Genomic DNA, 23,115 nt, shown 5'->3' with positions numbered 1-23,115 from the left:
CCCAAAAAAAATTTCCTTTAAACTTAATCCAGCAAATCCATATAGTAAGCTTTAAGTAACGGTTGGTAGTCAAAATATTCACGCCAGGTTGATTCTAAAAAATGTAAACGGGCGGGTTCATTTTTACTAAGCAAAAGTTTACCGCGCGTGGCATGGTAGCGCAGGGTGACCGGGGCAACATTTAAAGTAAGGATATCTACCGGCAATCCAACATGCCTATCCAGTTGTGCGGACAAATTTGCTTCATATTCCCAATGCCTGGGGCTAACAGCGGATTCCTCAAGAAAAACGGCAATATCAATATCCCCGCAGGGAATAGGCATAATAAAAGAGCCATGCACATAAGCAAAAAGAATTTCCTTACGACTGTTTAGTTTCTCTTTAATAGTATTAATAATTTTCGTTTTTTCTTGTTTCTCAAGCTTTTTCTTAATAATCACTTTTAACACACTCGCAATTTTTTATTATCGTACCATTTTATGGTTATTTCAGTCAATCCCCGTGGACCAACCAGGGGGGACCAACCAGGGGGGGACCAACCAGGGGGACGGTTCCCGTGGCAGGTACATCAGGAACTATTCTCGATAACCGATGAAATGAGGAAACAAAGTGGACAAGTACATCGACGTAATAAGAAGAACACTGGATTTGGCGAATACCTGCCTGCAGGGCTTGGAACACGTCAAAACCTGCATCAACGAAGGGCGCTTCGAAGACGGCCTGATCATGCTCCATCCTTGATGAAAAAGATTATGGACACCGCGGAGCGGAACGGCGGCCTGGTGAACCAAATGCTGGACAAGGCGGCGAAAGGGAAGGCCGCAGCCCAGGCCAAAATGCCCCCCTGGGGACCAATGTCGACCGGCTCGTCTGAGCCGGAGTTATCACCAAGTTAGCCCCTCGACGCGAACGACGATCGCGCCGGCAGCGTTCGGGCCTTGACCCTAACCTACCGACGTTGCCGTTATGGCCCCACTGACCGCATAAATGCAAATCCCTTTGATGGCTTCAAATTTATTATGATTAATAATGGTTAAGTCGTCAATTTATAAAATTATTATTGATATTAATATAAAGAATTGTATTATAACTGACGATAACTATTAATAGATAATCCCAACAGAGGGGGGAATTTTATGTCTTCCATCATGCGTATCAGCGGGTTGGCATCAGGCATGGATATAGATCAAATGGTTAGCGATCTGATGAAAGCCCAGCGTATGAAAGTTAATAGTATTGAGCAGAATAAGCAAATCCTGGAGTGGCAGCAAGAAGATTACCGAAATATAAATACGGATTTAAGAAGCTTACGTGATGTTGTTGCGGATATGAGACTGCAATCTACTTTCCTGGCGCATAAGGCCACATCATCTAATCAAAGTATTGTTACCGTGTCGGCCAATTCTGCAGCTATTGATGGTACACATACTATTAAGGTAGATCAATTAGCCAAAGCGGCTTCCATTACCAGCTTCTCCAAGATTGGTTCAACTGGTAACTATGCAACACTTAATGACCAGCTTGATTCTGATCCTGAAACTGATTATGGTGTTTTGGATTTTGAAATAAATGGTGTAGTGTTTAAAATGGACGCCCAGATTGACAGTATCTATGGTCTTGTTAATAGAATTAATAACCATAGCGCTGCCGGTGTTTCTTTAAATACTACTCAAAGGGCATCTGATTCCACTGCCCAAGTGCAGGAGTTAAAGTTGACTGACGATGCTTTAACCGAAGGGCTGACCATAACCGTGGGGGATAAAAAAATAGCTCTGTGGAATAGGGCAAATTCCGCTTATGAAAGTGAGACACTGGCCAAAGAGGCTCTGGGGGCGGATTACCTTTACGATATATCGGGTGTAAATTTTGATACTGCCGATAAAATTGTACAGGACATTGTTGATAACCAAGCTGCACCTACAGGTGCATTATGGGAAAGAACCGGTACGGGTGTGCTAACTATAACCTCAGATGAAGTAGGTGCGGCTAATGCAGTCTCCGCTACGGTATCGGGAGGCCAGAAATGGAACGTTCGCGCGTCTTACGATGCAACCGTGGACAGGTTTTTCCTGACTACCAGTGAAACGGGAGACGACCAACAATTAAAACTTGTAGATAACGAATTATCAAGGCTTTTAAAGTTAACTAATGGAAACGGTAATATTGATACCAGTGCTGATGTTAGCGATTTCCCCAGTGGTGTTATTGCCAGTGGTGGGCAAAATGCACATGTTGTTATTGATGATTTGTCTTACACAGAGTACACTAGCAATCAGGTAACCTTAAACGGGGTAACCTATAATTTGCATGACACCAGCGCGACAAATATTACAGTAACAGTTCAGCGTGATACTGACAGCATTTACAATGCTGTGGTGAATTTTATTGAAAAATATAATGAAATCGTAGGAACCGTTGAAGATAAATTATCGGAAAAACGTTACAGGGATTATAAATACCCCTTAAGTGATGTAGAGAGGGAAAAGCTAACCGATAAGCAGATTGACCAGTGGATTGAAAAAGCACGCAGTGGCATGTTGCGTAATGACCAAACATTAAGTACTTTTCGTAATAAATTCCGCACTACAATGTCAGCGGCAGTACCTGGTGCTACCAATGGCATCAATTCACTTGCTGCCGTTGGCATAACAACAACAATTGATTATTGGAGTGCTAAGCTGGAATATAAGGAAGATGCTTTGCGCAAAGCAATTGAGAGTAACCCGCAAGGTGTTATGGAAATGTTTACAAAACAAGCTGATGATTATAATGATAAAGGTATTGCTCAGCGGCTGTATGACGACCTTACCGGTGCTATAAATACAATAATTGATAAAGCGGGCGGTTCAGGTTTTGAGGTAGCTGACAACAGTGTTCTGGGTAAACGTATCGGTGATTACGAAGATGATATAAAAGACTGGGAAGATCGGTTGAAAATGATGGAAGACCGCTATTACAGACAATTTACCGCCATGGAAAAAGCCATCAACCAGATGAATCAGCAAAGCGCGTGGTTGATGCAGCAGTTCGGAACCGGTTAACAGTTGAGACGGTGCCAGGCACCAAACTTATTAACTTATTGTCATACAGTTCTGGCGAGCTTATAGATAGAATTATTAATAAGATTTATACTGCCGATTTGCTGGAAGATGCTGAGGCCATCATAGATAGTGCAGAGTAAACCAGGGAAGGAGGATCGTCCAACTAACTGGAACCTTTAGACCAAGCCCTGCGGTAACTCCCTTAAATTGCTTACGTCTGCCTACGAGCAGGGGGAACGTGTCAAGGCCATGCTCGGGGAAATTCCGAAAGGGCTAATCGCCCTTCCGAAATTTCCCAAAAGGAGACTGACTGCTTATAAAGGAGATTGTTTGCAATGAAATATATGTCTCTAAAGACCCGAGTGAATCTTTTAATTTTAACTATAACTGTTTTGGTGGCTGTTTTAGTAGGGTTTTTATTATTTAGTAAAGCGACAGCTGAACTTGAAGACTCTTTGGGAATGCGTTTAATGAACCTGGCCCAGGTTTCTGCTATGCTTATCGATTCGACGGCACATGCATCACTGGGACCGGGGGATGAAAATACTGATACATACATACAAATTAGAGATATTTTAAGGCAGGCTCGTGACAAGTACGGAGCTATCTACGTCTATACTCTAAGTAGAAAAAATGAAAATACTGCCACCTTTGTTATTGACACTGATAATGAGCCTGCTGCCATCGGGGAAGAGTACGAAATGTCCGAAAGCATGAAAGAGGCTTTTAATGGCACCGCTTCGTTTGAACGAGAAATGTCCACAGACCAATGGGGTACATTTAAAAGCGGATATGCCCCTATTATTAGTAATTCCGGAAAAGTTGATGCTATTTTGGGTGTTGATTATGATGCCAGGCAGGTAGTGGCAATAAAGAAAGATTTACTACTACGCATTCTTATACCGGTAATACTCAGCTTAATTATTTGTATCGTATGCGGGATGTGGGTTACAAAAAAAATTATTTCGGAGATCAGTGGTGCAAGCAGTAAGTTAAAAGACATGAGTAAGGACGTAACTGATAATATTCAAAACACCAATGATATAGGCCAGCAGATTGCCACTGCTTTTAACCAAATTTCTTGCGGTGCTGCGGAACAGGCTGACAATCTAGAAAATGTCAGCGAGCAAATGCAAGAATTTGTCCAGTCCATCAATCAAATAAGAAATCATGCCCAAGAGTCTTCTGAATCATCGGATAAAGTTGTAAAAGTAGCGGATGAAGGAAAACATTTGATACAGTCTATAGACGAAAAAATAACCGCCATTTCAACTGGTATGCAATCCCTTAATGAAGTGGTAACGGCTTTAGATAAGGATTCTAAAAAAATTGAAGGTATCGTAGAAATTATTTTTGGCATTGCAGAACAAACCAAATTGCTTGCCCTGAATGCTTCAATTGAAGCAGCCCGGGCGGGGGAATCCGGAAGGGGTTTTGCGGTTGTTGCTGACGAGGTCGGTAAGTTAGCTGATAATTCCGGGGGTGCAGTTAAAGAAATAAACCAGCTTATTACAGAAGTAAGAAATAAGATATTAAAAACAGTTAACCTTATGGAGCAAAGTAAAGCCCAGGTAGAAGAAGGTACCGCAGCCTTTTGCAAAACAGGAGGAGCACTGGACCAAATCGTATCCCATTCTCAGCAAGCTGCTGTTCTAGTTCAGCAAATTGTAGATGAAATTGACAGGGAGAAGGAAGTGGTTCATAAGGTTTCGCATATAATTCAAAGTGTAACCGGTGTGGCACAGCAGAATGCAGCCAGCTCACAAGAGGTTGCTTCCTCAATAGAAGAACAGGCCGCTAACTTAGAAGCAATAGTTGATTCCGCAAAAGAATTAAATAGTATTTCCGAGAAGTTAGATACCATGACATAGCTCAAGGAGCGGGAGTTCCGGTTAAATACTCTTCGCCTTAGTTATTGTAAGCCCAAGGCTTACCAGGGGATGGTTGTGGCTGGTTTATACATGGAACCTTAAACCGGTCGTATGGAAGGTATTCCCACCGGGGGCGGTTCTCGATGTAAATATAATGTGTTCATCTGAATCTTCCCCCGGTTTGAGTTTTTGAAAACTGTTATAGTTTATAACGGCTGATGATGGTGTTGAGCTCTTCGGCCATTTTGGCAAGAGCTTCAGCAGAAGCTGATACCTCTTCCATACTTGCGGTTTCTTCCTCGGCGGAAGCGGCCACGCTCTCTACACTGGTAGTCATTTGCCCTATTGCCGAGGCAATCTCGTCAACCTGGAGGGATAGAACCTACCGGAGGGGGTGCGGGTTTGGCGGAGATAAAAGGGATAAACCGAACCAACGATTACGCATTTAAAAGGATATTTGGGTCGGAAGAAGGTAAAGAAGCACTAATCAGCTTTCTGAACGCGGTGCTAAAGCCATCACCAAGACAGGAACTAACCTCAGTTGAGTTGTTGGATCGGGAATTAGACCCCAAATACTTACTGAACAAAGCCGCCAGACTTGACATTCTGGCCAAAACAGCAATCGGGACGTTAGTGAACGTAGAAGTGCAGGTAGCAAACAAATACAACATGATAAAAGAACTGTGTTCTACTGGGCAGGTCTGTATTACGGACAATTAGCCAGTGGTCAAAACTTTATTTATCTCAGAAAGACCATCACTATAAACATTCTCGGCTTTAACTGGTTTGAAGATACCGGTAAGTATCATCATACCTTTCACATCAGGGAGGATCAGACAGGAGAGTTGTTGAACGACGACCTGGAAATTCATTTCCTGGAGCTGGGGAAGATTACCAAGCTGAAGCGCAAGCCACAAAATGCCTTTCCAAACAGCAGACTTGCCCTGCCTTTTCATATCCAAGTTACGGCAAATTTGTTCAATATCATCCCAGGTAAACGTATACCCCATTAACCTTCCAGCACCTTATTTAAATCTAGCACCAGGTAAATTTGATCCTTGTCCCCTTTACAGCGAATGCTGCGCCTTAAGTACCAATAATGTTCACGGCGACCACCTGACGGACTTAAATAAAACGGTAAGTCATTTGAATAAACCTCAGTGTAGTTAACAATATTATTAATAAAGTCTTCGATAGCTTCCCTTTTAGTCGGGCCTACACCGTAAACACCAGTTTCCTGATTATATAAAGAATAATGCTCGGTTTCCTCCGTGGGTTCGTCTATCCATTCAAGTGAAAAAGTCTTAGTTTCACATAATTCGTCAAGTAGTGCCGTTGATATTAAGGAAACAGGTTTGTCATCTTTTCTTTTGGCATCCGCTAATATAAACTCTTTTCCTGTAATAGCTTCCCGCCTTAATGCAGACAATTTATTTTTTGCCTCGTGGATAGGTACACTAGGCATAAACTTATCATTCCTTCTCAAATACCTTACCCCCATTATAATAGAATATGGCTATTATAGCCATATTCTATTTTTTTTATCAGCGTGACAAACTGTTGCTTTTTAGAGCAAATTTACAAGGAGTACTACTTTTTATACAGGATTTTTGACATCTAATCCGAAGTAATAACTATATAAAAAACTATAAGGCTTAACCAAAATTACCCGATAAATACATACATGCCCATGCAGAAAGGCAATAGCTGGATTGTTGCTTGCAGGGTAGTAACAGCGATCGTTAGCTCTTTTATTTTTTTAGAGGGGGGGATTTTTATTAAGTTATCAACTTCATATTTATTACCCGGAATGATACTGGAGAGACCACTCTACGGCCAAAGTGGCGAACTATTACTTAGAAAAGGCTCCGTTTTAACAGCCCAAAGCATTATGGCCATGCGCCGCGCAGGGGTATTGGCTGTAAGAGTAACAAGTAGTTTTGAAACTGAACGGGGAGATGAACTAAACGAAGTAATACAGTTAAACGCCTTAAAAGCTGTTAAGGAATGGAATAAAAGCTTTGATAAAAAAATTTTTGCAACACTTCTTAAAACAATAGAAGATATTATTGACGAAATATTATCAGGTAAAGTAGTAATCGGAAGCCTATCGGAAATATGTTTGGCAGATACGTATACGTATACCCATTCAATTGACGTTGCAATATTGGCTATAGCAATTGGGGTTAAGATGGGTTTCCATAGAAAAAAGCTTATTTGTCTCGGAGTTGGCAGTATACTCCATGACCTTGGCAAAACAAAAATACCGAACGAAATATTAAACAAACCCGGCAAATTAACACCGGACGAGTTTAGTATAATACAAAAACACCCTGTCTATGGTTATGAAACAATTAAAGAACACGATATAAATCGAATAAGTGCGGAAATAGTATTGAATCATCACGAAAGATATAATGGTTCCGGTTACCCTAATGGGTTACATAGCAATGAAATTAACGAGTTGGCCTATATTTGCGCTATAGCTGATGTATACAGTGCTATGACCGCTGATAGGGTTTATCGAAAAGCACTACCACCCCATGAAGCTTATGAAATGATAATGGTATCCGGCGAAATTAATTTTACCCCCGTTACTGTTGAAGCTTTTTTGAAGTGCATTGTACCATATCCAGTTGGGAGTATAGTCTATTTAAGCAACGGCCATATTGCCCAGATTTACAGACAAAACCCTGGCCTGGTTTTTAGGCCGGTAGTGAAACTATTGTCAACAGGTGAAGAAATTAATTTGGGAATAGAAAATAATATTGTAATTAAGGGTCTTGTACCCCAGGAGAACATACGTCAATTTGCTATGGAAGGAGGTGCAGCCAATGTTTCTCTTAGTACCGCTTGCAAACCTGCAGGAAACAGTTAAGTTTTCATTCACCGTTGTTTCCCAAAAGGGGACTGACTCTTCTACACCTACACTACAAAATTTACTCTGTTTCTGATTACCTTTTGTATATAATTTTGGGTTTCCCGGTAGTTGGGGATGCCACCGGCGCGGTCAACGGTCCCGGGGCCGGCGTTGTAGGCGGCCAGTGCCAGGGGGACATTCCCATTGTAGCGGTTTAACATTTGTTTTAAGTAACGTACCCCACCGTCAACGTTTTGTGCCGGGTCGAGGGGGTCAGTGACACCCAGCGAGGCGGCTGTCTCCGGCATAAGCTGCATTAGCCCCATAGCCCCCGCTGCGGAAACCGCCCGGGGGTTAAATCCGGATTCCGCCTGTACCATCGACTTTACCAGTGCCGGATCTACGCTGTATTTTCGGGCCACCTGTTCCACCGTTTTCTCTAGCTCCGGTTTATCCGCACCGGTCATGGTGCCGATAGCGGTTACTCCATAGACGGACGCCGCGCTGCTGACACCTGGCTTGAGGCTGGAATCGCCAGCGGCATAACTATTACTTACTTGATATCTACTGGTGACGCAACTTTGATCGACTAACCGGCGTGATTCGTTGGCTGTCAATGAACTTGTTCGATTGGGCGACTGGTTCGTTTCTTGGCGCAGCAGGGCCATTAATAAAATATCGGAAAAGTTTAGGCCTGTGGTGGGGGTGCTGTCAGTTTGGTTCGTACCGGACAATGAGGAAGACAGCATTTCTATAAAAAGCGTCTTAACTAGCGTATCTATATTTATATTCATATCTTTCTTATCTCCCTTATACTTTTTATAACTGTAAGATGAACGGCGTTATCCTGGCAATAGAACCAATGGTTTAAATAATTATCAATTAATGTATTTTATACTTCACTGCTTTAATTCCTGCTTTGTTACCGGTTGTAAAAGTTAAAATTAATTTGTGGGCAGCGCAAACAAACTTACCCCGGCAGTGTGAACTAGCCCGGTTGCTGTACTTTTTAGCAGGAAAAAAATACTACTAAATAAATTATTTAAACTTATAACAGTTCTTATGCAACAAACATCTTGCTTATTATTATAGCTTGAGATATTATAACTTGATAAAGCGCTTGGAATATATTGTATCAACAAGTAAGGCACCACCGGTTGTTAATAAAGGTAGGTCTATGCTCATGCAGGTTTCAGGCATATTACCAATTTTGCTAAATATTATTTTAAGCGAGCAGCAAAATCCAAAACAATCGCTCCGGGAGCAAGATACAAACACAACAGTAATGCGGCCTCAAACGTTATCCACTACTACACCGGAAGCTTCCCAGACAGCACCTTCCCGGGACCGCCCGGCGGAAGGTGGTGAACCGATACTGCTCCCTCTGCCTCTTAAAACACCTCTTTTCCCGGATACTCAGTTTTTTATTTTTCGTAAACCCAATGATACTAATCATAAACAAGGAAAAGGGGAGACAGGGATTGTATTCAGCCTAATCACCGCCAGCCTGGGGCAATTATTCTTTATGCTTACCCGGCGCGGAGATACAGCGATAAATATAGTTTGTCATACCGAGAATGAAAAATTTGCCTCCCGGCTAAATGCACGCGCGGAAGAGTTGAAAAAACAGGTGCAAAATCTGGGCTTTGAGCAAATTACCTTTCACTGCACCGTGCTGGATCATAAACTTCGTAAGTTGCAGACAAAATTTACTTCCCCGACCTTAATAGACCAAAAGGTGTAGAAAAATGGATGATAAGAAAGCCAACGAAATAAAACCGGCCAATTGCTATGCCGCTGCTCTACGTTACCAACCCGATGAAGACCGGCCCCCCCGGGTAACGGTCACAGGCCGAGGCGATCTAGCACGCGCCATCAGGGAAATGGCCGAAAGCCACGGTGTGCCGGTTTACGAAGATGGCAAACTGGCCGAAACACTGTGTAAACTAGCTGTGAACACCGAAATTCCGCCCGAATTATATGAAGTAGTGGCCCGGATACTGGTTTATGTCGCCCGGATAGACCATAAACTGCCCTAATTCTAAGTACCTGGTAGCAGGTATTGAAAGTTGAGAGATTTCTTCCCGGTTCCTCACCCACCACACTGTCCCGCATGCCACCTGTATCCATTTTCCCTACTACAGTAGCCGGCCCCAAAAACATTCATCCCGTCGATACGTACCGTTCTTGACCTTTTTTTGCTTTATAGCAACTGATTGTGTAAAGTTTCATGATTTTTTACCGATTAATTAATAAAAAGATTGAAAAGCATATCTACAAAAGCGGGTAACGATAACGAATTTAGCTTGGTGGATGATAGCTTTATTGGTAAAGAAATAAAAGATATTAATGATCGAGCTGCGAAGATTGAAGACCGCTTAAAGCAGGTAGAGGATCGTTACTGGCGTCAATTTACTGCTATGGAAAAGGCTATACAGCAGATAAATTCCCAGAGTACGTGGCTTATACAACAGTTTGGCATGGGCGGACAATAACACATTAGGAGTTTATTAAGGGAGGAAATAAAATGGCTCTAAATAACCCTTACCAAAGATATCAACAAAATTCTGTTTCCAGTGCCCCACCTCAGGAATTGACCAACATGTTATATAGTGGTGGAGTGCGTTTCATTCGCCAGGCTATGCAGAGTATTGAAGAAAATGAAATGGAAAAGGCCCATCAAGAGCTAGTAAGGGCGCAAGAAATATATAAGCATTTACAAGATACTTTAAATATGGATATCAAAATATCCAATAATTTGTATAACTTATATGACTTTATGATCCGCCAATTGCTGCAGGCTAATATAAAAAAGGATATCGCTATTTTACATGAGATTTTAGGTTTGGCCGAGGAATTACGCAACACATGGAAAGAGGCTATGGTAAAAGCCCGAGGGCAGGTTTAAGCACTTGGAATTTAAAAATAATGGCCTGGGACAGCAGCAAGAAAAGACAGTAATATTGCGAAAAAAACTTGCGCTATTGAAGGAGTTTTACTATCTAACAAATTCATTGCAACGAACTTTATCTTCAGAAAACATCGAAGAGTTTAATGATATATTAGAAGAGAGAAAAAAGTTAATTGAAAGTATAAACAGCTTGGACAAGGAATTGTTACTAAATGAAAAACAGATACCAACCCCTTATAATGCAAACGAAATTCCAAACAATGAAATAAAAGAATTAGAGATTAATATAAAAGTGTATCTTATGCAGATCCGCGGGATTGACCAAAAGGTACAGCATGACCTTAAGCAAAACTATAACAACATTATAAAAGCACTGGACACAATGCGGGTAAACAGGCTGGCTGTAGCCAGTTATTACAAAAAAAACAATCAGCCACCAGCTTTTTTTGTAGATAAAAAAAAGTAAGAGTCGGTGGGGAGGTGATTTAATGAAAATAACAGGCGTAGATCCTGGTGCCGTTACTGAACAAAATACATATAAACCGTCGGTTTCGGAGGAACGAAAAAATGAATTCGGGCCTAAAAATACTAATCCCGGAACACTAAAACAGTTGGAGGAAAACCGTGATGTAAAAGAAGAACTGGAGCAAGCCGTTAAAACTTTAAATAATACCATGAAGGATTATCAGACTGAACTCCGTTTTGAAATGCACGAAAAAAGCGGCGAGATTATGGTAAAAGTAATTAGCAGGGAAGACGGTAGTGTGATCCGGGAAATTCCTCCTGAAAAGGTATTGGAAATGGTGGGATATTTCAAAAAGATACTGGGTATTATGGTGGACAAGTTAGTTTAGTATTTAAAAAAGCCAAGCAAAAGAAGTCACTTGTGGCTTCTTGTTTTTTTATGGAAAACCCTAATAAATACATATATTATTTAAAATTAGAAAAACATTTGACATTTAATTTAAAAAAAATAATAATTTGCAGGAATAAATAAGAATTACGTTGAAAATACTTTGTTATGGATTTTGGATAACTTTGCATCTGGAGGATATTTATGAGCATCTTGAACGATACGCTATCTATTATTTTAACTAAACAATTAGATACCTGTACTTTACGCCAGCGAGTAATTGCTAATAATATTGCCAACTTCAATACACCGGGCTTTAAAAAGTCCGAAGTATCATTTCAGCAGCAGTTGAAGAAAGCTTTGGATGACAGCCATGTCAAGCAAAACAATAATTTGGCCGAATTAACACCGAAAATAGTGCAAGTTAAGAATACCGCAATGAAGGCCGATGGTAATAACGTAGATATTGATCAGGAGATGGTCAATTTGGCCACTAATACCCTGTTATACAGGTTGGCAACAAGAGTGAAAAGTGATAAAGGCAACATATTAAGCTATGTGATTAAAGGAGGTAGTTAACAATGGCCTTGTTTGACAGCTTTTATATCAGTGCTTCGGGTATGACAGCAAACCGTTTTTGGGCTGACTTGATAGCCAATAACGTTGCCAATATGAACAGTACAGGTAAGCCTGGTGACCCAAATAATCTACCGTATTGCCGTCAAGTGCCTGTTTTTGCAGAAATATTACAACAAAAAGTAAATGTTACTCCGGTACCGCATGGACAGGGCGTGCAAGTTACCCGGTTAGTCCGAGATAACAGTGAGCCCCAATTGGTATATGACCCGGGCCATCCTGATGCTAATCCTGAGACGGGATATGTAGCTTACCCGAATATTAACCTTTTAAACGAAATGGTAAACCTTATGGCGGCCAGTAGGGCTTACGAGTCCAATGCTACAGTTTTTGAAGCAGCTAAGAGTATGGCAGTTTCAGCTCTGGAAATGGGACGTTGATTCCTACCTATTTTTTAAAAAAGGCGTGATTCATAATGGATATTCTAACTTCTGTTTTACCGATACAATCTACAATACAGGTTAAGCAAAATTCAACAGCTAATAATATACAAAATGATTCCTTTAAAAATATCTTCGACAACGCTTTAAAAAACTTAAATGATAGTCAGCTGAAATCTGAGGATACAGTAAAGAATTTTTTGGTTGGTGAAGTTACAGATGTGCATACGGTTATGATTGCTTTGAGTGAAGCCAAACTTACTATGCAATTGGCAGTGGAAGTGCGCAATAAACTAGTTGAAGCTTATCAGGAAGTGTCCAGAATGCAAATTTAATTATACATAGATAAAAGGCGAGGTCGAATAAAGCAATATGTTGGACAAATTGCGTCAATGGTGGCAGTCTTTGAATCGATCACGGAAAATTATATTTGTTGCAGGATGCACCGGTATTCTTATCACCATTATAGTTTTGGGCCAAATGTTGTTACGCCCAACGTATGCACCTTTATTTACAGAATTAGAGCCGCAAAATGCGTCTAAGATTATTGAACAGCTGGAAACCCTGCAAGTTCCTTACCATATAACCAACAACGGTAAAACCATTGAGGTCCCCGAGGATCAGGTATATAAATTACGTATACAAATGGCCAGTGCCGGGGCTTTATATAATAGTGGTCAAGGTTTTGAGTTGTTTGATGAAAAAAAGTTCGGCATTACTGAATTTGAACAGCAGGTTGGTTACCAAAGGGCGCTGCAGGAGGAATTGCGACGCACCATCGTTCAATTGGAAGAAGTAGAGCAGGCCCGGGTACATTTGGTACTGCCCCAGGAAAGTGTTTTTCTGGATGAACAGGTGGTGCCTTCCGCTTCCATTGCTCTGAAACTAAAGCCATATACCAAACTGGAGCGCGATCAGGTGCGGGGCATTCAAAGCCTGGTAATGGGAAGCATGCAGGGACTGACCCCTGAAAATATTCATATTATAGACATGCAGGGTAATGTATTAAATGAAAATATGGAAACTGACGGTGCTGAATTTTCTACTGCTTCAGCCCTTAAAAACTATGAAATTAGAAGAGAATATGAAAAAGAAATGGAACAACGACTGCAGCAAATGCTAAACCGCATTTTAGGTCCTGCCCGTGCTGTTGCTATGGTATCCGCTGATCTGGATTTTGACCGGCAAGAAATTTTGCAGGCAGAGTATGGCCCCGGTACTATACTCCACGAGGAAACGTTAACCGAGGAAGGGACAGGTACCACCAGCGGTGGTATACCGGGTACGGATGCTCAAATGCCGGGGGATACGATGCCTTTTGCCACTGATAATACCGGTTCAACATACAATAGGGAGCAGAGTACTATTGACTACCAGGTTAATGCCAACCAACAAACTTTAATTAAAGCTCCGGGTACCGTCAGGCGACTTTCCGTGTCTGTGGTGGTGGACGGTGATTATGCACAGAACGAATTAGACTCTCTACAGCAAGTGATTGCCGGAGCTATGGGTTACGATGAAAACCGTGGCGACCAATTAAATGTTTCGAGCATGAATTTTAATAAAGACTCACTGCCGAATTTTGAAGAAACACCGGCACCATTTTCTGAAACTTTATTAGATAAAAGGTTGATTATTCCGGGAGCTATTGCCGGGACACTTTTACTAATGCTTATAGGTTTTCTGCTGCTCAGAAGACGCGCCCGCCGCCGTAAAGAAATGCTGATACAGCAGCAGATTGAAGAGGAAGCGTTATCTCAGGTAGTCCAGGAAGAGCCTAAAAAAGAAGTAAAAGTGGAAGATCCAATAGCCGGACAGCGCAAATCCGTGAAGCAAGTTGCCCGGGAAAGACCGGGCGAGGTAGTAGAGATTTTAAAAATATGGCTAAGAGAGTAGGTTATACTGCACAATGCTAAATAAAGGAGTAAATGGATTGCAAAAATCAGCCATACTACTTATTTCGCTTGGGTCAGATATATCTGCTGAGATTTTAAAAAAGAATTTTCATGAACAGGATATTGAAAAAATTACCCAGCAAATATCTATAATGGAAACCGTACCACGGGAAATTCAGAAACAAGTGCTGGAGGAATTTGGGCAATTGCTTCAAGCACGGGATTATTTGGCTGTGGGTGGTGCTGATTACGCCAAAGATATGTTGCAAAAAGCATTTGGCGAGAATAAGGCCAGTGCGATTTTGGAAAAAGTACAGGTAAACATAGTAAATAAACCATTTGCTACACTGCGCAAAACCGACCCTAAAAATTTAATGACCTTTATCCACAGTGAACACCCCCAGGTTATTGCTTTAATCTTAACTCATTTGCACAGCGAACAAGCAGCCATGATACTTTCTTCATTAAGTCCGGAAAAACAAAGTGACATAGCCCGCCGTATTGCCATGACGGACCGGGTTGCTCCTGAAATGATTCGCGAGGTAGAAAGTATTCTGGAACGCAAGATGTCGTTTCTCGAACAAAGCGAACATAGCTCAGGCGGTATTAATTCCCTGGTAGATATTTTGAACCGGGTAGACCGCAGTACGGAAAAAAATATCTTAGAAGAACTGGAAATGGAAAGTCCAGACCTCGCTGATGAAATACGTAAACGCTTGTTTATATTTGAAGATATCGTAAAGCTGCCGGATGCTTCTATACAACGAGTGCTTAGGGAAATTGACTCACAGGATCTGGCCAGAGCAATGCGGGCTTCCAATGACGAAGTGCAGGAGCGTATCTTTAGAAATATGTCCAAACGGGCTGCCGATATGCTGCGGGATGAGATTATATATATGGGACCGGTACGCTTGCGGGATGTAGAGGAGTCTCAACAAAAGATTGTGCAAATTATCAGGCGCCTGGATGAGGCCGGTGAAATTATAATATCGCGGGGTGGAGAGGATGCCATCATTACATAAAATCATCATTCGCGATAAAGAAACCGGGAACGGTGATTTAATTAGCTGGAAAAGTATAGGTTTAAGGCACGATTTTATAAAAAATAATAACAACAGTTTTTCTCAAAACGAACCCCACCCCAAAATAGTTATGGACTTATTAGCTTCAGCCAGGAAAGAAGCTGAAGGAATCAAAAAACAAGCTCAAGCCAAGGCGGCTGAACTCATGGACAGCGCCAAACAAAAAGCCATCGCTGAGGCTGAGCGGATAAAAGCTGATGCGGCCAGACAGGGCTACGATAAAGGATATGATGAAGGTTACCGGGCCGCGCTGGAAGAGGCCGGAAAAGAGGCAGATAAAATAAGAGCCCGGGCTAAATCGGTATTAGTGCAAGCTGAGGAAAATCGACGCGAAAAAATAAATAACCTGAGAGAAGAAATCCGCGACCTGGCAATTGATATAGCAGAAAAAATCGTGACCAAAGAATTGGAAATAAAATCGGATGCTGTATTAACCATAGCACAAGAAGCAATTCAATTGGTTAGCAATCGAAAATACATTGTGTTATGGGTTCATCCGGAAGAAGAGGAAATCTGTCAAAAGCACCGGGATCAATTGTTAAAACATCTACCGCCCAAGGCTGAGGTGCATATTATGACTGATGAAACCGTGGCCAGGGGGGGGTGTATTGTGGAAACCGACTATGGGAAAGTAGATGCTACGTTGTCAAACAGGTGGCAAACCTTACTAAAGGCAATTAACGAGGGTTTAGATGCAGGAACTGGTAAATGAAATCAGGCATTGGCGGCGAAAAGTAAGCCAGGCCAAACTATTGCGGTCCACGGGAAAGGTAACCAAAGTAATTGGCCTTACGGTTGAAGCAAAAGGAATTACTGCGGGCATTGGACAAGTTTGTGATATTTATATTCCCGGTGAACGCAATCCGGTTATGGCGGAAGTGGTAGGCTTTCAGGAAGATTCTTCAATATTAATGCCCCTTGGAGAACTGCGCGGCATTTACCCGGGCTGTACGGTAGTGCCCCGAAGTGAAGCATTAATTATAGGAGTGGGCGAAGGTCTTTTGGGCCGGGTACTGGACGGGTTGGGTAGACCTATAGATGGTAAAGACCTTACCCTGCGGGGCACATATTCTGTAAACAATCCCCCGCCGGACCCGCTGCAAAGAAAGCGTATCAATAAAATTTTTACCACCGGGGTTCGGGCTATAGATGCGTTAATGACCTGTGGTCAGGGACAGCGTATTGGTATTTTTGCCGGCAGTGGGGTAGGTAAAAGTACAATTTTGGGCATGATGGCCCGGTTTTGCAATGCCGACCTAAATGTAATTGCTCTAATCGGCGAGCGTGGCCGCGAGGTCCGCGAATTTATAGAAAATGACCTTGGGCCCGATGGTATGAAACGTTCCATAGTAGTAACCGCTACCTCGGATCAACCGGCTTTAGTCAGACTGAAGGGCGCTTTTGTAGCCAGTGCCATTGCGGAATATTTTAGAGATCAGGGTAAAAATGTATTACTTTTTATGGATTCTATAACCCGTTTTGCTATGGCCCAACGTGAGGTTGGGTTGGCCGTGGGGGAGCCGCCGGCAACCAAAGGTTACACCCCATCTGTCTTTAGCCTGCTGCCAAAGCTGTTGGAACGCTCAGGTAGTTCGAAAAATGGTACTATCACCGCTTTTTATACCGTTCTTGTGGAAGCGGACGATATGAATGAACCCATAGCCGATGCAGTTAGGGGCATATTGGACGGGCATATTGTATTATCACGTGAATTAGCGGCACGGGGCCATTACCCGGCTATTGATGTATTAAACAGCGTGAGCAGGCTGGCGACGAATTTGGTTGATAAAAACCATGCCCTGGCAGCTGCCCGGTTGAGGCATCTTTTGGCAACTTATACACAGTCTGAAGATTTGATTAATATAGGTGCCTATGTAAAAGGGACAAGCCCTGAAATTGACAATGCAATAAATAAATATGATAAAATTCTAAAATTTTTACTACAAAATAAGGACGAAGAGAGCAGTTTTGATCAAACATTACAAGAACTATTAAAGTTTAGGCGGTAGTGACGATCATGAATAAATTTAAATTTCGCCTGGAACCGGTGTTAAAGCACCGGGAGGTCCAGGAAGAACAGGCTGCTAAAGAGCATGCCCGTGCTTTGGAGGAATACAGACAAAATAACGAAAATCTTTGTGCTGCCCGGGAAAGATATGCCATGGCAATACAAACATATAAACCAGTGAATCAATTCGAGTATTTAAATCAGATTACGTACACTGAGTATATGACTAAAGAAATAAAAAACTTGGAGGCAATAACCAGCAGTTCACGGAGAAAATTTGAAAGATGCCGGGAAAATCTTGTTCAAGCTATGATGGACCGGTCTATTATCGAAAAGCTTAAGGAAAAACAATTTAGGTCGTATAAGTTAGCAGCGAACGTACTTGAACAAAAAGAAAATGATGGTATTGCCACGCAGTTATTCCTATTTAGAAATAAATAGGTTATTAAAATACTATACCCAAGTGCTTTTATATTATCATACGCAAAGAAAGATCAATAAAAGGGGGTGATTTAAGATATCTTTCGAAAAATCCATAAATTTATTTCAGTTAGGCCAAACCGGCAGCGGCTTTCAGCAAAAAAGTATGGCAGGCCGTGCGCTAAATACCGGAATCGACTTTATGCAGCTTCTGAACTTTTTGCAGCAGGATGTTGCCAATCCATTTTTAATGCGGCAGCCAAGCACAGAAGGAACTAATTTGGAACAAATCGGTTGTGAGCAATCCGACCTTACTTTTAAACTAACTGATACCCCGGTTGATTCAAGTAAAAAAGATGTTGATGATTCAAATCTTGCTGGCGTAGAGGAATGCACCGGGCAAATATCTCTAAATGTACTACCACTAGAATTACAAGAGCTGGCCCAACAGCTCGATAACCCGGTAATAGTAAATGAGCTGCTGCAACTGCTGGCTAATACGTTTACTGTAACAGAAGGGGTAAATGAGCGCCCAACACCGGAAGAATTACCACCGGATTTGCAGAAATTGCTATTAGCATACCAAACACAGGGTCTCACTGCGCTCGAAAATGTACCAGCGAACGTGCAACAATTGTGGCAGACAGGCAAGCCGGGACAAGTTGTAAATTTTGTAGATGGTTTGGCTTCAGCAGGGGACTTGTTGACTGTTCCTCAACACATAATGGATAGCGTAAATGAAAAATCGCCATTAGCTGCTGCCTGGTCTCAATTTCTAAAGGACCATTCTACAAAAGAAGTAGCACCTATTTTAAGCAGGGCAAATTTACCGTTCGGCAGCTTGAATATGCAAACCGATGAAACAGCATACCCTGACCAAAAGACAGCAGCTTCGCTCATCAATGCTGACCCGGAACATGTTCTACAAAGGCCATATAACGAATCAAAATTGTCCCAAATGCTGCAAGAATTTATCTTATCATTTAAAACAAAACAGCCGGGTAACACAATAATCAACGTGCCAACAGATGTACAGAGTAAGATGAGTTTAAATAATCAATCCAACACACCAACATCTTTTTTACTTAAACATGAAAACGGATCCGATAAGCAAATTGATCCAACAACTTTTCTTATAAATAATGACATATTATCTGCTACAAAATCAGCGGGTGGTAAAGCAATTAACTTAACTAGAACAGAGGTAAACAATGTTTATATGCAGCTTGCTGAGGCCATTCGGGGACAGGTTGTTAAAGGAGGTCAGGGTCAGACACAGGTAAGTTTGCAATTACAGCCGAAACATCTTGGTGAAGTAGTTATTAAAATAATTTATCGTGACGGAAATATAGCTACTCATTTTCAAACAGCAAGCGAGCATGCGAAATACATGATTGAAAGCTCTTTGTCTCAATTGAAAGAAACCTTAAGCAGTTTTAATCTTAACCTGCAAAATGCCACAGTATCTATTGGTGGAGAGAACAACCGCAGGGGGCAAAATTGGGACCAGAACCGCCAGCATAAAAAACAGTTCGATGGATTATCCGGTAAAACGATGGCCGTAAACGAAAAAGCATTCGGACAATCAACAGAAGAAATAACCGGGGCTTTAGACAAATTGAATTACTTTGTTTAGGAAGGAGGATAATATGACCGATCCAATTAGCATAAAAAACGATTATTACCTGCCAAGTGACAATGAAGTAAAAAATCCACCCCAGAGCATGGCCGACCCGGATATATTTCTAAAAATTTTAGTGGCTCAAATGCAATACCAGGATCCAATGAACCCCCAGGATAGTTCCGCTTTTATTAGCCAACTTTCCCAAATGGCCAGCATGGAACAGATGTACAATGTCAGCCGGAGTATGGATAGCATGGCATCCAGGTATGAAACGGCCAACTATTATAACCTCCTTGGGAAAAATGTTACAGTATTAAGTGAAGACAAAGAAAAAATTATTTCAGGTCAGGTGGGTGGTATTCTATTCGACGATCAAAAACCATATTTTTACATTGACAATAACCCAAACGGCCCATTGTATAGCCTGGAACAGATTATCCAAGTTGCCGGTAATGAAACTTCGGATTTTCTGTCAAATGCTTTATTAGTTGATCGTTTGGTAAAAGTTAGGCATGATAATGAGGAAATTTCCGGGCTGGTAGAAAAAGTGCTTATCCAAAATGGCCAATCACTTATACAAGTAAATGGTAGAACCTATGGTATGGATCAGTTAATTGAAGTTGGACGAATAATAGAACCAACGCCGGCAGCTGAAGATGGGACGACAGAATAAGGCCAGGTGAAACAAATGCTCATAAAAGGGGTACATATTGTACCGGAGCCGGTAATTCAGAATACTTGTACGACAAAAACAACGTCACCCGGTAAACAAATAGAAAGCTTCCAGGATTATTTATCTCAAAGTCTGACTGATGCAAAGCAAGTTAAACTTTCCGCTCATGCTAAACAACGGATGATTGAAAGGAATATAGTACTTAACCAAACTGATTGGCACAAGATCAATAATGCTATAAATAAAGCGGAAAATAAGGGTGCCCGTAATTCTTTGTTAATTCACGGAGAGTTGGCTTTAATAGTAAGTGTTAAAAACCGTACGGTGATATCTGCGATGGATGAAGTATCTATGAAGGAGCATGTTTTTACTAATATTGATAGCGCCGTAATTATTAAATAAGCAGCAGGACCTTTTAAAGGATGCTGTAAATCGCTGAACGAAAGAAGCGATTTATTTGAGTAGGAGGATAGAAGATGATTCCTTCCATGGGTATATCGGTATCAGGAATTTCCAAACATCAGCTTCGCTTGGATGTAATTAGCAATAACATCGCCAATGTTAATACCACCGGCTTTAAGTCGGGACGGGCGAACTTTAAAGACATGCTTTACCTGGCCAGGGAATCCAATAGGTTTTGTCAGTCAGGTAATGGTGTAGCCGTATCAGAAATATCCAATAATTTTACGCAGGGAGTAATTCAGCCCACCGGTAGAAATCTGGATCTTGCTATTGACGGTAACGGTTTCTTTGGCGTTATTGATGATAATGATGAGTTAAAGTTTACCAGGGACGGGTCATTTCATTTGGATGCGGAGGGATACCTCGTTAATTCCTCCGGACTTAGAGTAGTTGATGATGGTGAGTCCGAAATACAAATTGATAATGATGACCTGGAGGAAGTTCAAATAAATCAAAACGGGGAAATTTTTGTAGGTAAAGAAAGCACAAACGATATAATAGGCCTGTTTAATTTTACCAATTTATCGGGCTTAACCAAGGTTGGAGACAATTTATACTCGGATAACGAAGCATCCGGTGAGCGATTGGCAGGTGAACCGGGGGAAGAAGGATTGGGAGTAATTCGTTCCGGAGCACTGGAGATGTCCAACACTGAATTAACAAATGAAATGACCGATCTTATTGTCACCCAGCGTGGTTTCCAGGCTAATGCCAAAGTATTTACCACAGCGGACGAAGTGCTGCAGGGGATTATTGAATTAAAGCGTTAAAAAATCTAAGAAATAGGAGGAAATATAGATGATTCGTTCCCTATATAGTGGTGTTTCAGGCATGAAAAACCACCAAATCCGCATGGATGTGGTGGGTAATAATATTGCCAACGTTAATACCACTGGATATAAATCCGGTAGGGTGAATTTTGAGGATACATTGTACCAAACCATTCGTTCCGGTGATGAGAGTAAAAACGCAGCTCAGGTGGGTACCGGTATGTCAGTAAGCGGTATAACCAATGATTTTACAACCGGGCCTTCGCAAAGTACGGGTAGAACTTTGGACCTGGCCATCGACGGTAACGGCATGTTTGTTTTGCAAAATGACAAAGGTGAAAGGTTCCTGTCCAGGGACGGTATATTTTATTTAACCGAAGATAATAGATTGGTTAACTCCAATGGCTTGCGGGTATGTGACAATAAAGGTGAGGAGATTCGAATCAATGTTACTCCCACACCAGGATCAAATGGCACTGCAGGGAAATATGAATTTGCAATTGATAGCACCGGTTTTGCTGATGGTGATACTATAACAATTGATGGGGTACAATTTACAGCAGTAAATAATGTACTTAACGATAATGAATTTAAAATTTCTAATGATAGTACTAAAACAATATTGGAGAATTTCAAAATAACATTAGAGAATTTGAAATCGGCCATAGAAGGTAATGCTGATCTAAAAGACAAATACAGTGTCAATACAGATAATTTTGATCCTGGTGTGCAGGGCGTGTATGCTTATAAATTTACTGGAAATTTTGAAGCTGGTGATAGTATAACTATTGATGGGGAAGAGTTTGTTGCTACTGGTAACACACCCCCTGGTGATCATGAATTTACAACTGATGCTTCTTTAGATAACGCTATAGCAAATCTTGCATCAGCATTAAGTGCTAGTGGTTTATTTGATAATTATGTATTTACTCCTAGTGCGGGTACATTAACAATAACACAAAATGTGGGCGACCCAGTGGCGCCGACAGTTGATTTTGAGGACAAAGATACCACTACTCCTATTAATATAGATCGTGTTGAAACACCCCCACCAACAATCGGTGTTGCACCGGAAGCTAAGATTACATTATCCCAGCAAAGCGGTTATTATTCCTCGTTGCGTCCAACAGTACAGTCCGGCGCGGTTACGGGTGGAGTAACTACTATTACACCCGGTGAATCTCCTGTTCCGCCAGGTTCATCTAAAATTACTTCTATTATTATTGATGAACAAGGTAAGATATACGTTAACGGCAGCTCCACTCCTGCTGATATCGGTGGCGGTGAGTCAATAGGAATAGCTATGTTCAATAACTTTGAAGGTTTGGAAAGAGTAGGTGAAAATCTGTATCGGGAAACGCCTTCTTCCGGAGAAGAACTTTCGAATTATACAGATATGACAACTCTCAATGCAGATTGCAAAATTAATTCCTGTTATCTGGAAATGTCTAACGTTAACCTAACCGATGAATTCACCAACATGATTACCACTCAGCGTGGTTACCAGGCAAGTGCCAGGACAATAACTGTATCCGATACCATGTTGGAAGAATTGTTAAACCTTAAGAGATAACTTGATAGATATTTCCCGCGCGCTTTTAACGCGTGCGGGAAATATCTCGGGAAACA

27 protein-coding genes and 1 pseudogene are annotated in these 23,115 nt (G+C 41.5%); 24 read left to right on the top strand and 4 right to left on the bottom strand.

Annotation, left to right across the window (positions count from 1 at the left end):
• Positions 1–23: 23 nt before the first annotated feature.
• Entirely contained in the window at positions 24–440 is a 417-nt protein-coding gene (locus tag DESGI_RS10705; RefSeq protein ID WP_006522109.1) for a nucleotidyltransferase domain-containing protein, read from the bottom strand.
• Positions 441–609: 169 nt separating this feature from the next.
• Between DESGI_RS10705 and DESGI_RS26060 the strand changes: the two genes are divergently transcribed.
• From DESGI_RS26060 to DESGI_RS10690, 3 genes are all read left to right on the top strand, one after another.
• Positions 610–741, top strand: coding sequence for a DUF8042 domain-containing protein (locus DESGI_RS26060; RefSeq protein ID WP_006522108.1), 132 nt, complete (start codon positions 610–612; stop codon positions 739–741).
• A 395-nt stretch (positions 742–1,136) separates the two neighbouring features.
• On the top strand, positions 1,137–3,041 hold the full coding sequence (gene fliD / locus DESGI_RS10695) for a flagellar filament capping protein FliD (RefSeq protein ID WP_006522106.1): 1,905 nt from the start codon (positions 1,137–1,139) through the stop codon (positions 3,039–3,041).
• Between the two features lie 335 nt (positions 3,042–3,376).
• Positions 3,377–4,912: a methyl-accepting chemotaxis protein gene (locus DESGI_RS10690; protein WP_006522105.1), complete on the top strand. Its 1,536-nt coding sequence runs from the start codon at positions 3,377–3,379 to the stop codon at positions 4,910–4,912.
• A gap of 199 nt (positions 4,913–5,111) precedes the next feature.
• Here the strand turns inward: DESGI_RS10690 and DESGI_RS24550 are convergent, their stop codons facing one another.
• Entirely contained in the window at positions 5,112–5,249 is a 138-nt protein-coding gene (locus tag DESGI_RS24550) for a hypothetical protein (RefSeq protein WP_157872765.1), read from the bottom strand.
• Between the two features lie 65 nt (positions 5,250–5,314).
• Here DESGI_RS24550 and DESGI_RS26435 point away from each other — a divergent pair.
• Positions 5,315–5,832 (top strand): annotated as a pseudogene (locus DESGI_RS26435) (Rpn family recombination-promoting nuclease/putative transposase); the annotation flags it as partial.
• A gap of 89 nt (positions 5,833–5,921) precedes the next feature.
• Here DESGI_RS26435 and DESGI_RS10680 read toward each other — a convergent pair.
• Positions 5,922–6,398: a hypothetical protein gene (locus tag DESGI_RS10680; RefSeq protein ID WP_245561172.1), complete on the bottom strand. Its 477-nt coding sequence runs from the start codon at positions 6,396–6,398 to the stop codon at positions 5,922–5,924.
• 429 nt (positions 6,399–6,827) lie between these two features.
• Between DESGI_RS10680 and DESGI_RS10675 the strand changes: the two genes are divergently transcribed.
• Positions 6,828–7,790 carry an HD-GYP domain-containing protein gene (locus DESGI_RS10675; RefSeq protein WP_245561171.1) on the top strand — a complete coding sequence of 321 codons (963 nt, stop codon included), beginning with the start codon at positions 6,828–6,830 and terminating at the stop codon, positions 7,788–7,790.
• A 47-nt stretch (positions 7,791–7,837) separates the two neighbouring features.
• On the opposite strand, the gene DESGI_RS26055 is transcribed toward DESGI_RS10675, so the two are convergent.
• On the bottom strand, positions 7,838–8,566 hold the full coding sequence (locus tag DESGI_RS26055; RefSeq protein ID WP_006522099.1) for a lytic transglycosylase domain-containing protein: 729 nt from the start codon (positions 8,564–8,566) through the stop codon (positions 7,838–7,840).
• A 389-nt stretch (positions 8,567–8,955) separates the two neighbouring features.
• Between DESGI_RS26055 and DESGI_RS10665 the strand changes: the two genes are divergently transcribed.
• The 19 genes from DESGI_RS10665 (at position 8,956) to DESGI_RS10575 (ending at position 23,059) form a co-directional block, all read left to right on the top strand.
• On the top strand, positions 8,956–9,516 hold the full coding sequence (locus tag DESGI_RS10665) for a hypothetical protein (protein ID WP_006522098.1): 561 nt from the start codon (positions 8,956–8,958) through the stop codon (positions 9,514–9,516).
• 4 nt (positions 9,517–9,520) lie between these two features.
• The gene (locus DESGI_RS10660; RefSeq protein ID WP_006522097.1) at positions 9,521–9,811 is read left to right on the top strand and encodes an EscU/YscU/HrcU family type III secretion system export apparatus switch protein; all 291 of its coding nucleotides are present in this window, start codon (positions 9,521–9,523) and stop codon (positions 9,809–9,811) included.
• A gap of 222 nt (positions 9,812–10,033) precedes the next feature.
• Positions 10,034–10,267: a flagellar filament capping protein FliD gene (gene fliD / locus DESGI_RS10655; RefSeq protein ID WP_281168103.1), complete on the top strand. Its 234-nt coding sequence runs from the start codon at positions 10,034–10,036 to the stop codon at positions 10,265–10,267.
• A 32-nt stretch (positions 10,268–10,299) separates the two neighbouring features.
• Entirely contained in the window at positions 10,300–10,680 is a 381-nt protein-coding gene (gene fliS, locus DESGI_RS10650; protein WP_006522096.1) for a flagellar export chaperone FliS, read from the top strand.
• Positions 10,681–10,684: 4 nt separating this feature from the next.
• On the top strand, positions 10,685–11,149 hold the full coding sequence (locus DESGI_RS10645) for a magnesium transporter CorA family protein (RefSeq protein ID WP_006522095.1): 465 nt from the start codon (positions 10,685–10,687) through the stop codon (positions 11,147–11,149).
• Positions 11,150–11,171: 22 nt separating this feature from the next.
• Complete coding sequence (locus DESGI_RS10640) at positions 11,172–11,537, top strand: flagellar protein FlaG (RefSeq protein ID WP_006522094.1); 366 nt, start codon at positions 11,172–11,174, stop codon at positions 11,535–11,537.
• Positions 11,538–11,740: 203 nt separating this feature from the next.
• Entirely contained in the window at positions 11,741–12,115 is a 375-nt protein-coding gene (gene flgB / locus DESGI_RS10635) for a flagellar basal body rod protein FlgB (protein WP_006522093.1), read from the top strand.
• A 2-nt stretch (positions 12,116–12,117) separates the two neighbouring features.
• Positions 12,118–12,552, top strand: a complete 435-nt coding sequence (flgC, locus tag DESGI_RS10630) for a flagellar basal body rod protein FlgC (protein WP_006522092.1) — start codon at positions 12,118–12,120, stop codon at positions 12,550–12,552.
• 35 nt (positions 12,553–12,587) lie between these two features.
• The gene (gene fliE / locus DESGI_RS10625) at positions 12,588–12,887 is read left to right on the top strand and encodes a flagellar hook-basal body complex protein FliE (protein ID WP_006522091.1); all 300 of its coding nucleotides are present in this window, start codon (positions 12,588–12,590) and stop codon (positions 12,885–12,887) included.
• 37 nt (positions 12,888–12,924) lie between these two features.
• Complete coding sequence (gene fliF / locus DESGI_RS10620; protein ID WP_006522090.1) at positions 12,925–14,448, top strand: flagellar basal-body MS-ring/collar protein FliF; 1,524 nt, start codon at positions 12,925–12,927, stop codon at positions 14,446–14,448.
• A gap of 13 nt (positions 14,449–14,461) precedes the next feature.
• Positions 14,462–15,469: a flagellar motor switch protein FliG gene (fliG, locus tag DESGI_RS10615; RefSeq protein ID WP_006522089.1), complete on the top strand. Its 1,008-nt coding sequence runs from the start codon at positions 14,462–14,464 to the stop codon at positions 15,467–15,469.
• A complete protein-coding gene (locus tag DESGI_RS10610; RefSeq protein ID WP_006522088.1) occupies positions 15,453–16,241 on the top strand; it encodes a FliH/SctL family protein in 789 nt (262 codons plus the stop codon). Before fliG ends, DESGI_RS10610 begins: the two co-directional genes overlap by 17 nt.
• Positions 16,222–17,538: a flagellar protein export ATPase FliI gene (gene fliI / locus DESGI_RS10605; protein ID WP_006522087.1), complete on the top strand. Its 1,317-nt coding sequence runs from the start codon at positions 16,222–16,224 to the stop codon at positions 17,536–17,538. Before DESGI_RS10610 ends, fliI begins: the two co-directional genes overlap by 20 nt.
• Before the next feature lie 8 nt (positions 17,539–17,546).
• Positions 17,547–17,978, top strand: a complete 432-nt coding sequence (fliJ, locus tag DESGI_RS10600) for a flagellar export protein FliJ (RefSeq protein ID WP_006522086.1) — start codon at positions 17,547–17,549, stop codon at positions 17,976–17,978.
• A gap of 145 nt (positions 17,979–18,123) precedes the next feature.
• Positions 18,124–19,593, top strand: coding sequence for a flagellar hook-length control protein FliK (locus tag DESGI_RS10595; RefSeq protein ID WP_041284851.1), 1,470 nt, complete (start codon positions 18,124–18,126; stop codon positions 19,591–19,593).
• Positions 19,594–19,606: 13 nt separating this feature from the next.
• Positions 19,607–20,254, top strand: coding sequence for a flagellar hook capping FlgD N-terminal domain-containing protein (locus DESGI_RS23045; RefSeq protein ID WP_006522084.1), 648 nt, complete (start codon positions 19,607–19,609; stop codon positions 20,252–20,254).
• Between the two features lie 15 nt (positions 20,255–20,269).
• Entirely contained in the window at positions 20,270–20,656 is a 387-nt protein-coding gene (locus DESGI_RS10585) for a TIGR02530 family flagellar biosynthesis protein (protein ID WP_006522083.1), read from the top strand.
• Positions 20,657–20,730: 74 nt separating this feature from the next.
• Positions 20,731–21,486, top strand: coding sequence for a flagellar hook-basal body protein (locus tag DESGI_RS10580; protein ID WP_006522082.1), 756 nt, complete (start codon positions 20,731–20,733; stop codon positions 21,484–21,486).
• 28 nt (positions 21,487–21,514) lie between these two features.
• Positions 21,515–23,059 carry a flagellar hook protein FlgE gene (locus tag DESGI_RS10575; protein ID WP_006522081.1) on the top strand — a complete coding sequence of 515 codons (1,545 nt, stop codon included), beginning with the start codon at positions 21,515–21,517 and terminating at the stop codon, positions 23,057–23,059.
• Positions 23,060–23,115: the final 56 nt, after the last annotated feature.

Source organism: Desulfoscipio gibsoniae DSM 7213, assembly GCF_000233715.2.
Lineage (GTDB): Bacteria > Bacillota > Desulfotomaculia > Desulfotomaculales > Desulfallaceae > Sporotomaculum > Sporotomaculum gibsoniae.
Note: the sequence above shows the minus strand (reverse complement) of the source record. Positions and strands in the feature narration are given on the sequence as shown.

Bases quoted from the DNA above. Each gene is read 5' to 3' on its own strand.
- DESGI_RS10585 (WP_006522083.1), top strand. From the start codon at position 20,270: ATGCTCATAAAAGGGGTACATATTGTACCGGAGCCGGTAATTCAGAAT.
- fliG (WP_006522089.1), top strand. From the start codon at position 14,462: ATGCTAAATAAAGGAGTAAATGGATTGCAAAAATCAGCCATACTACTT.
- DESGI_RS10690 (WP_006522105.1), top strand. From the start codon at position 3,377: ATGAAATATATGTCTCTAAAGACCCGAGTGAATCTTTTAATTTTAACT.
- DESGI_RS10640 (WP_006522094.1), top strand. From the start codon at position 11,172: ATGAAAATAACAGGCGTAGATCCTGGTGCCGTTACTGAACAAAATACA.
- DESGI_RS10575 (WP_006522081.1), top strand. From the start codon at position 21,515: ATGATTCGTTCCCTATATAGTGGTGTTTCAGGCATGAAAAACCACCAA.
- fliI (WP_006522087.1), top strand. From the start codon at position 16,222: ATGCAGGAACTGGTAAATGAAATCAGGCATTGGCGGCGAAAAGTAAGC.
- DESGI_RS10665 (WP_006522098.1), top strand. From the start codon at position 8,956: ATGCAGGTTTCAGGCATATTACCAATTTTGCTAAATATTATTTTAAGC.
- fliF (WP_006522090.1), top strand. From the start codon at position 12,925: ATGTTGGACAAATTGCGTCAATGGTGGCAGTCTTTGAATCGATCACGG.
- flgC (WP_006522092.1), top strand. From the start codon at position 12,118: ATGGCCTTGTTTGACAGCTTTTATATCAGTGCTTCGGGTATGACAGCA.
- DESGI_RS26055 (WP_006522099.1), bottom strand. From the start codon at position 8,566: ATGAATATAAATATAGATACGCTAGTTAAGACGCTTTTTATAGAAATG.
- DESGI_RS24550 (WP_157872765.1), bottom strand. From the start codon at position 5,249: ATGACTACCAGTGTAGAGAGCGTGGCCGCTTCCGCCGAGGAAGAAACC.
- fliJ (WP_006522086.1), top strand. From the start codon at position 17,547: ATGAATAAATTTAAATTTCGCCTGGAACCGGTGTTAAAGCACCGGGAG.
- DESGI_RS10660 (WP_006522097.1), top strand. From the start codon at position 9,521: ATGGATGATAAGAAAGCCAACGAAATAAAACCGGCCAATTGCTATGCC.
- fliE (WP_006522091.1), top strand. From the start codon at position 12,588: ATGGATATTCTAACTTCTGTTTTACCGATACAATCTACAATACAGGTT.
- fliS (WP_006522096.1), top strand. From the start codon at position 10,300: ATGGCTCTAAATAACCCTTACCAAAGATATCAACAAAATTCTGTTTCC.
- fliD (WP_006522106.1), top strand. From the start codon at position 1,137: ATGTCTTCCATCATGCGTATCAGCGGGTTGGCATCAGGCATGGATATA.
- DESGI_RS10610 (WP_006522088.1), top strand. From the start codon at position 15,453: ATGCCATCATTACATAAAATCATCATTCGCGATAAAGAAACCGGGAAC.
- DESGI_RS10595 (WP_041284851.1), top strand. From the start codon at position 18,124: ATGGCAGGCCGTGCGCTAAATACCGGAATCGACTTTATGCAGCTTCTG.
- flgB (WP_006522093.1), top strand. From the start codon at position 11,741: ATGAGCATCTTGAACGATACGCTATCTATTATTTTAACTAAACAATTA.
- DESGI_RS23045 (WP_006522084.1), top strand. From the start codon at position 19,607: ATGACCGATCCAATTAGCATAAAAAACGATTATTACCTGCCAAGTGAC.
- DESGI_RS10580 (WP_006522082.1), top strand. From the start codon at position 20,731: ATGATTCCTTCCATGGGTATATCGGTATCAGGAATTTCCAAACATCAG.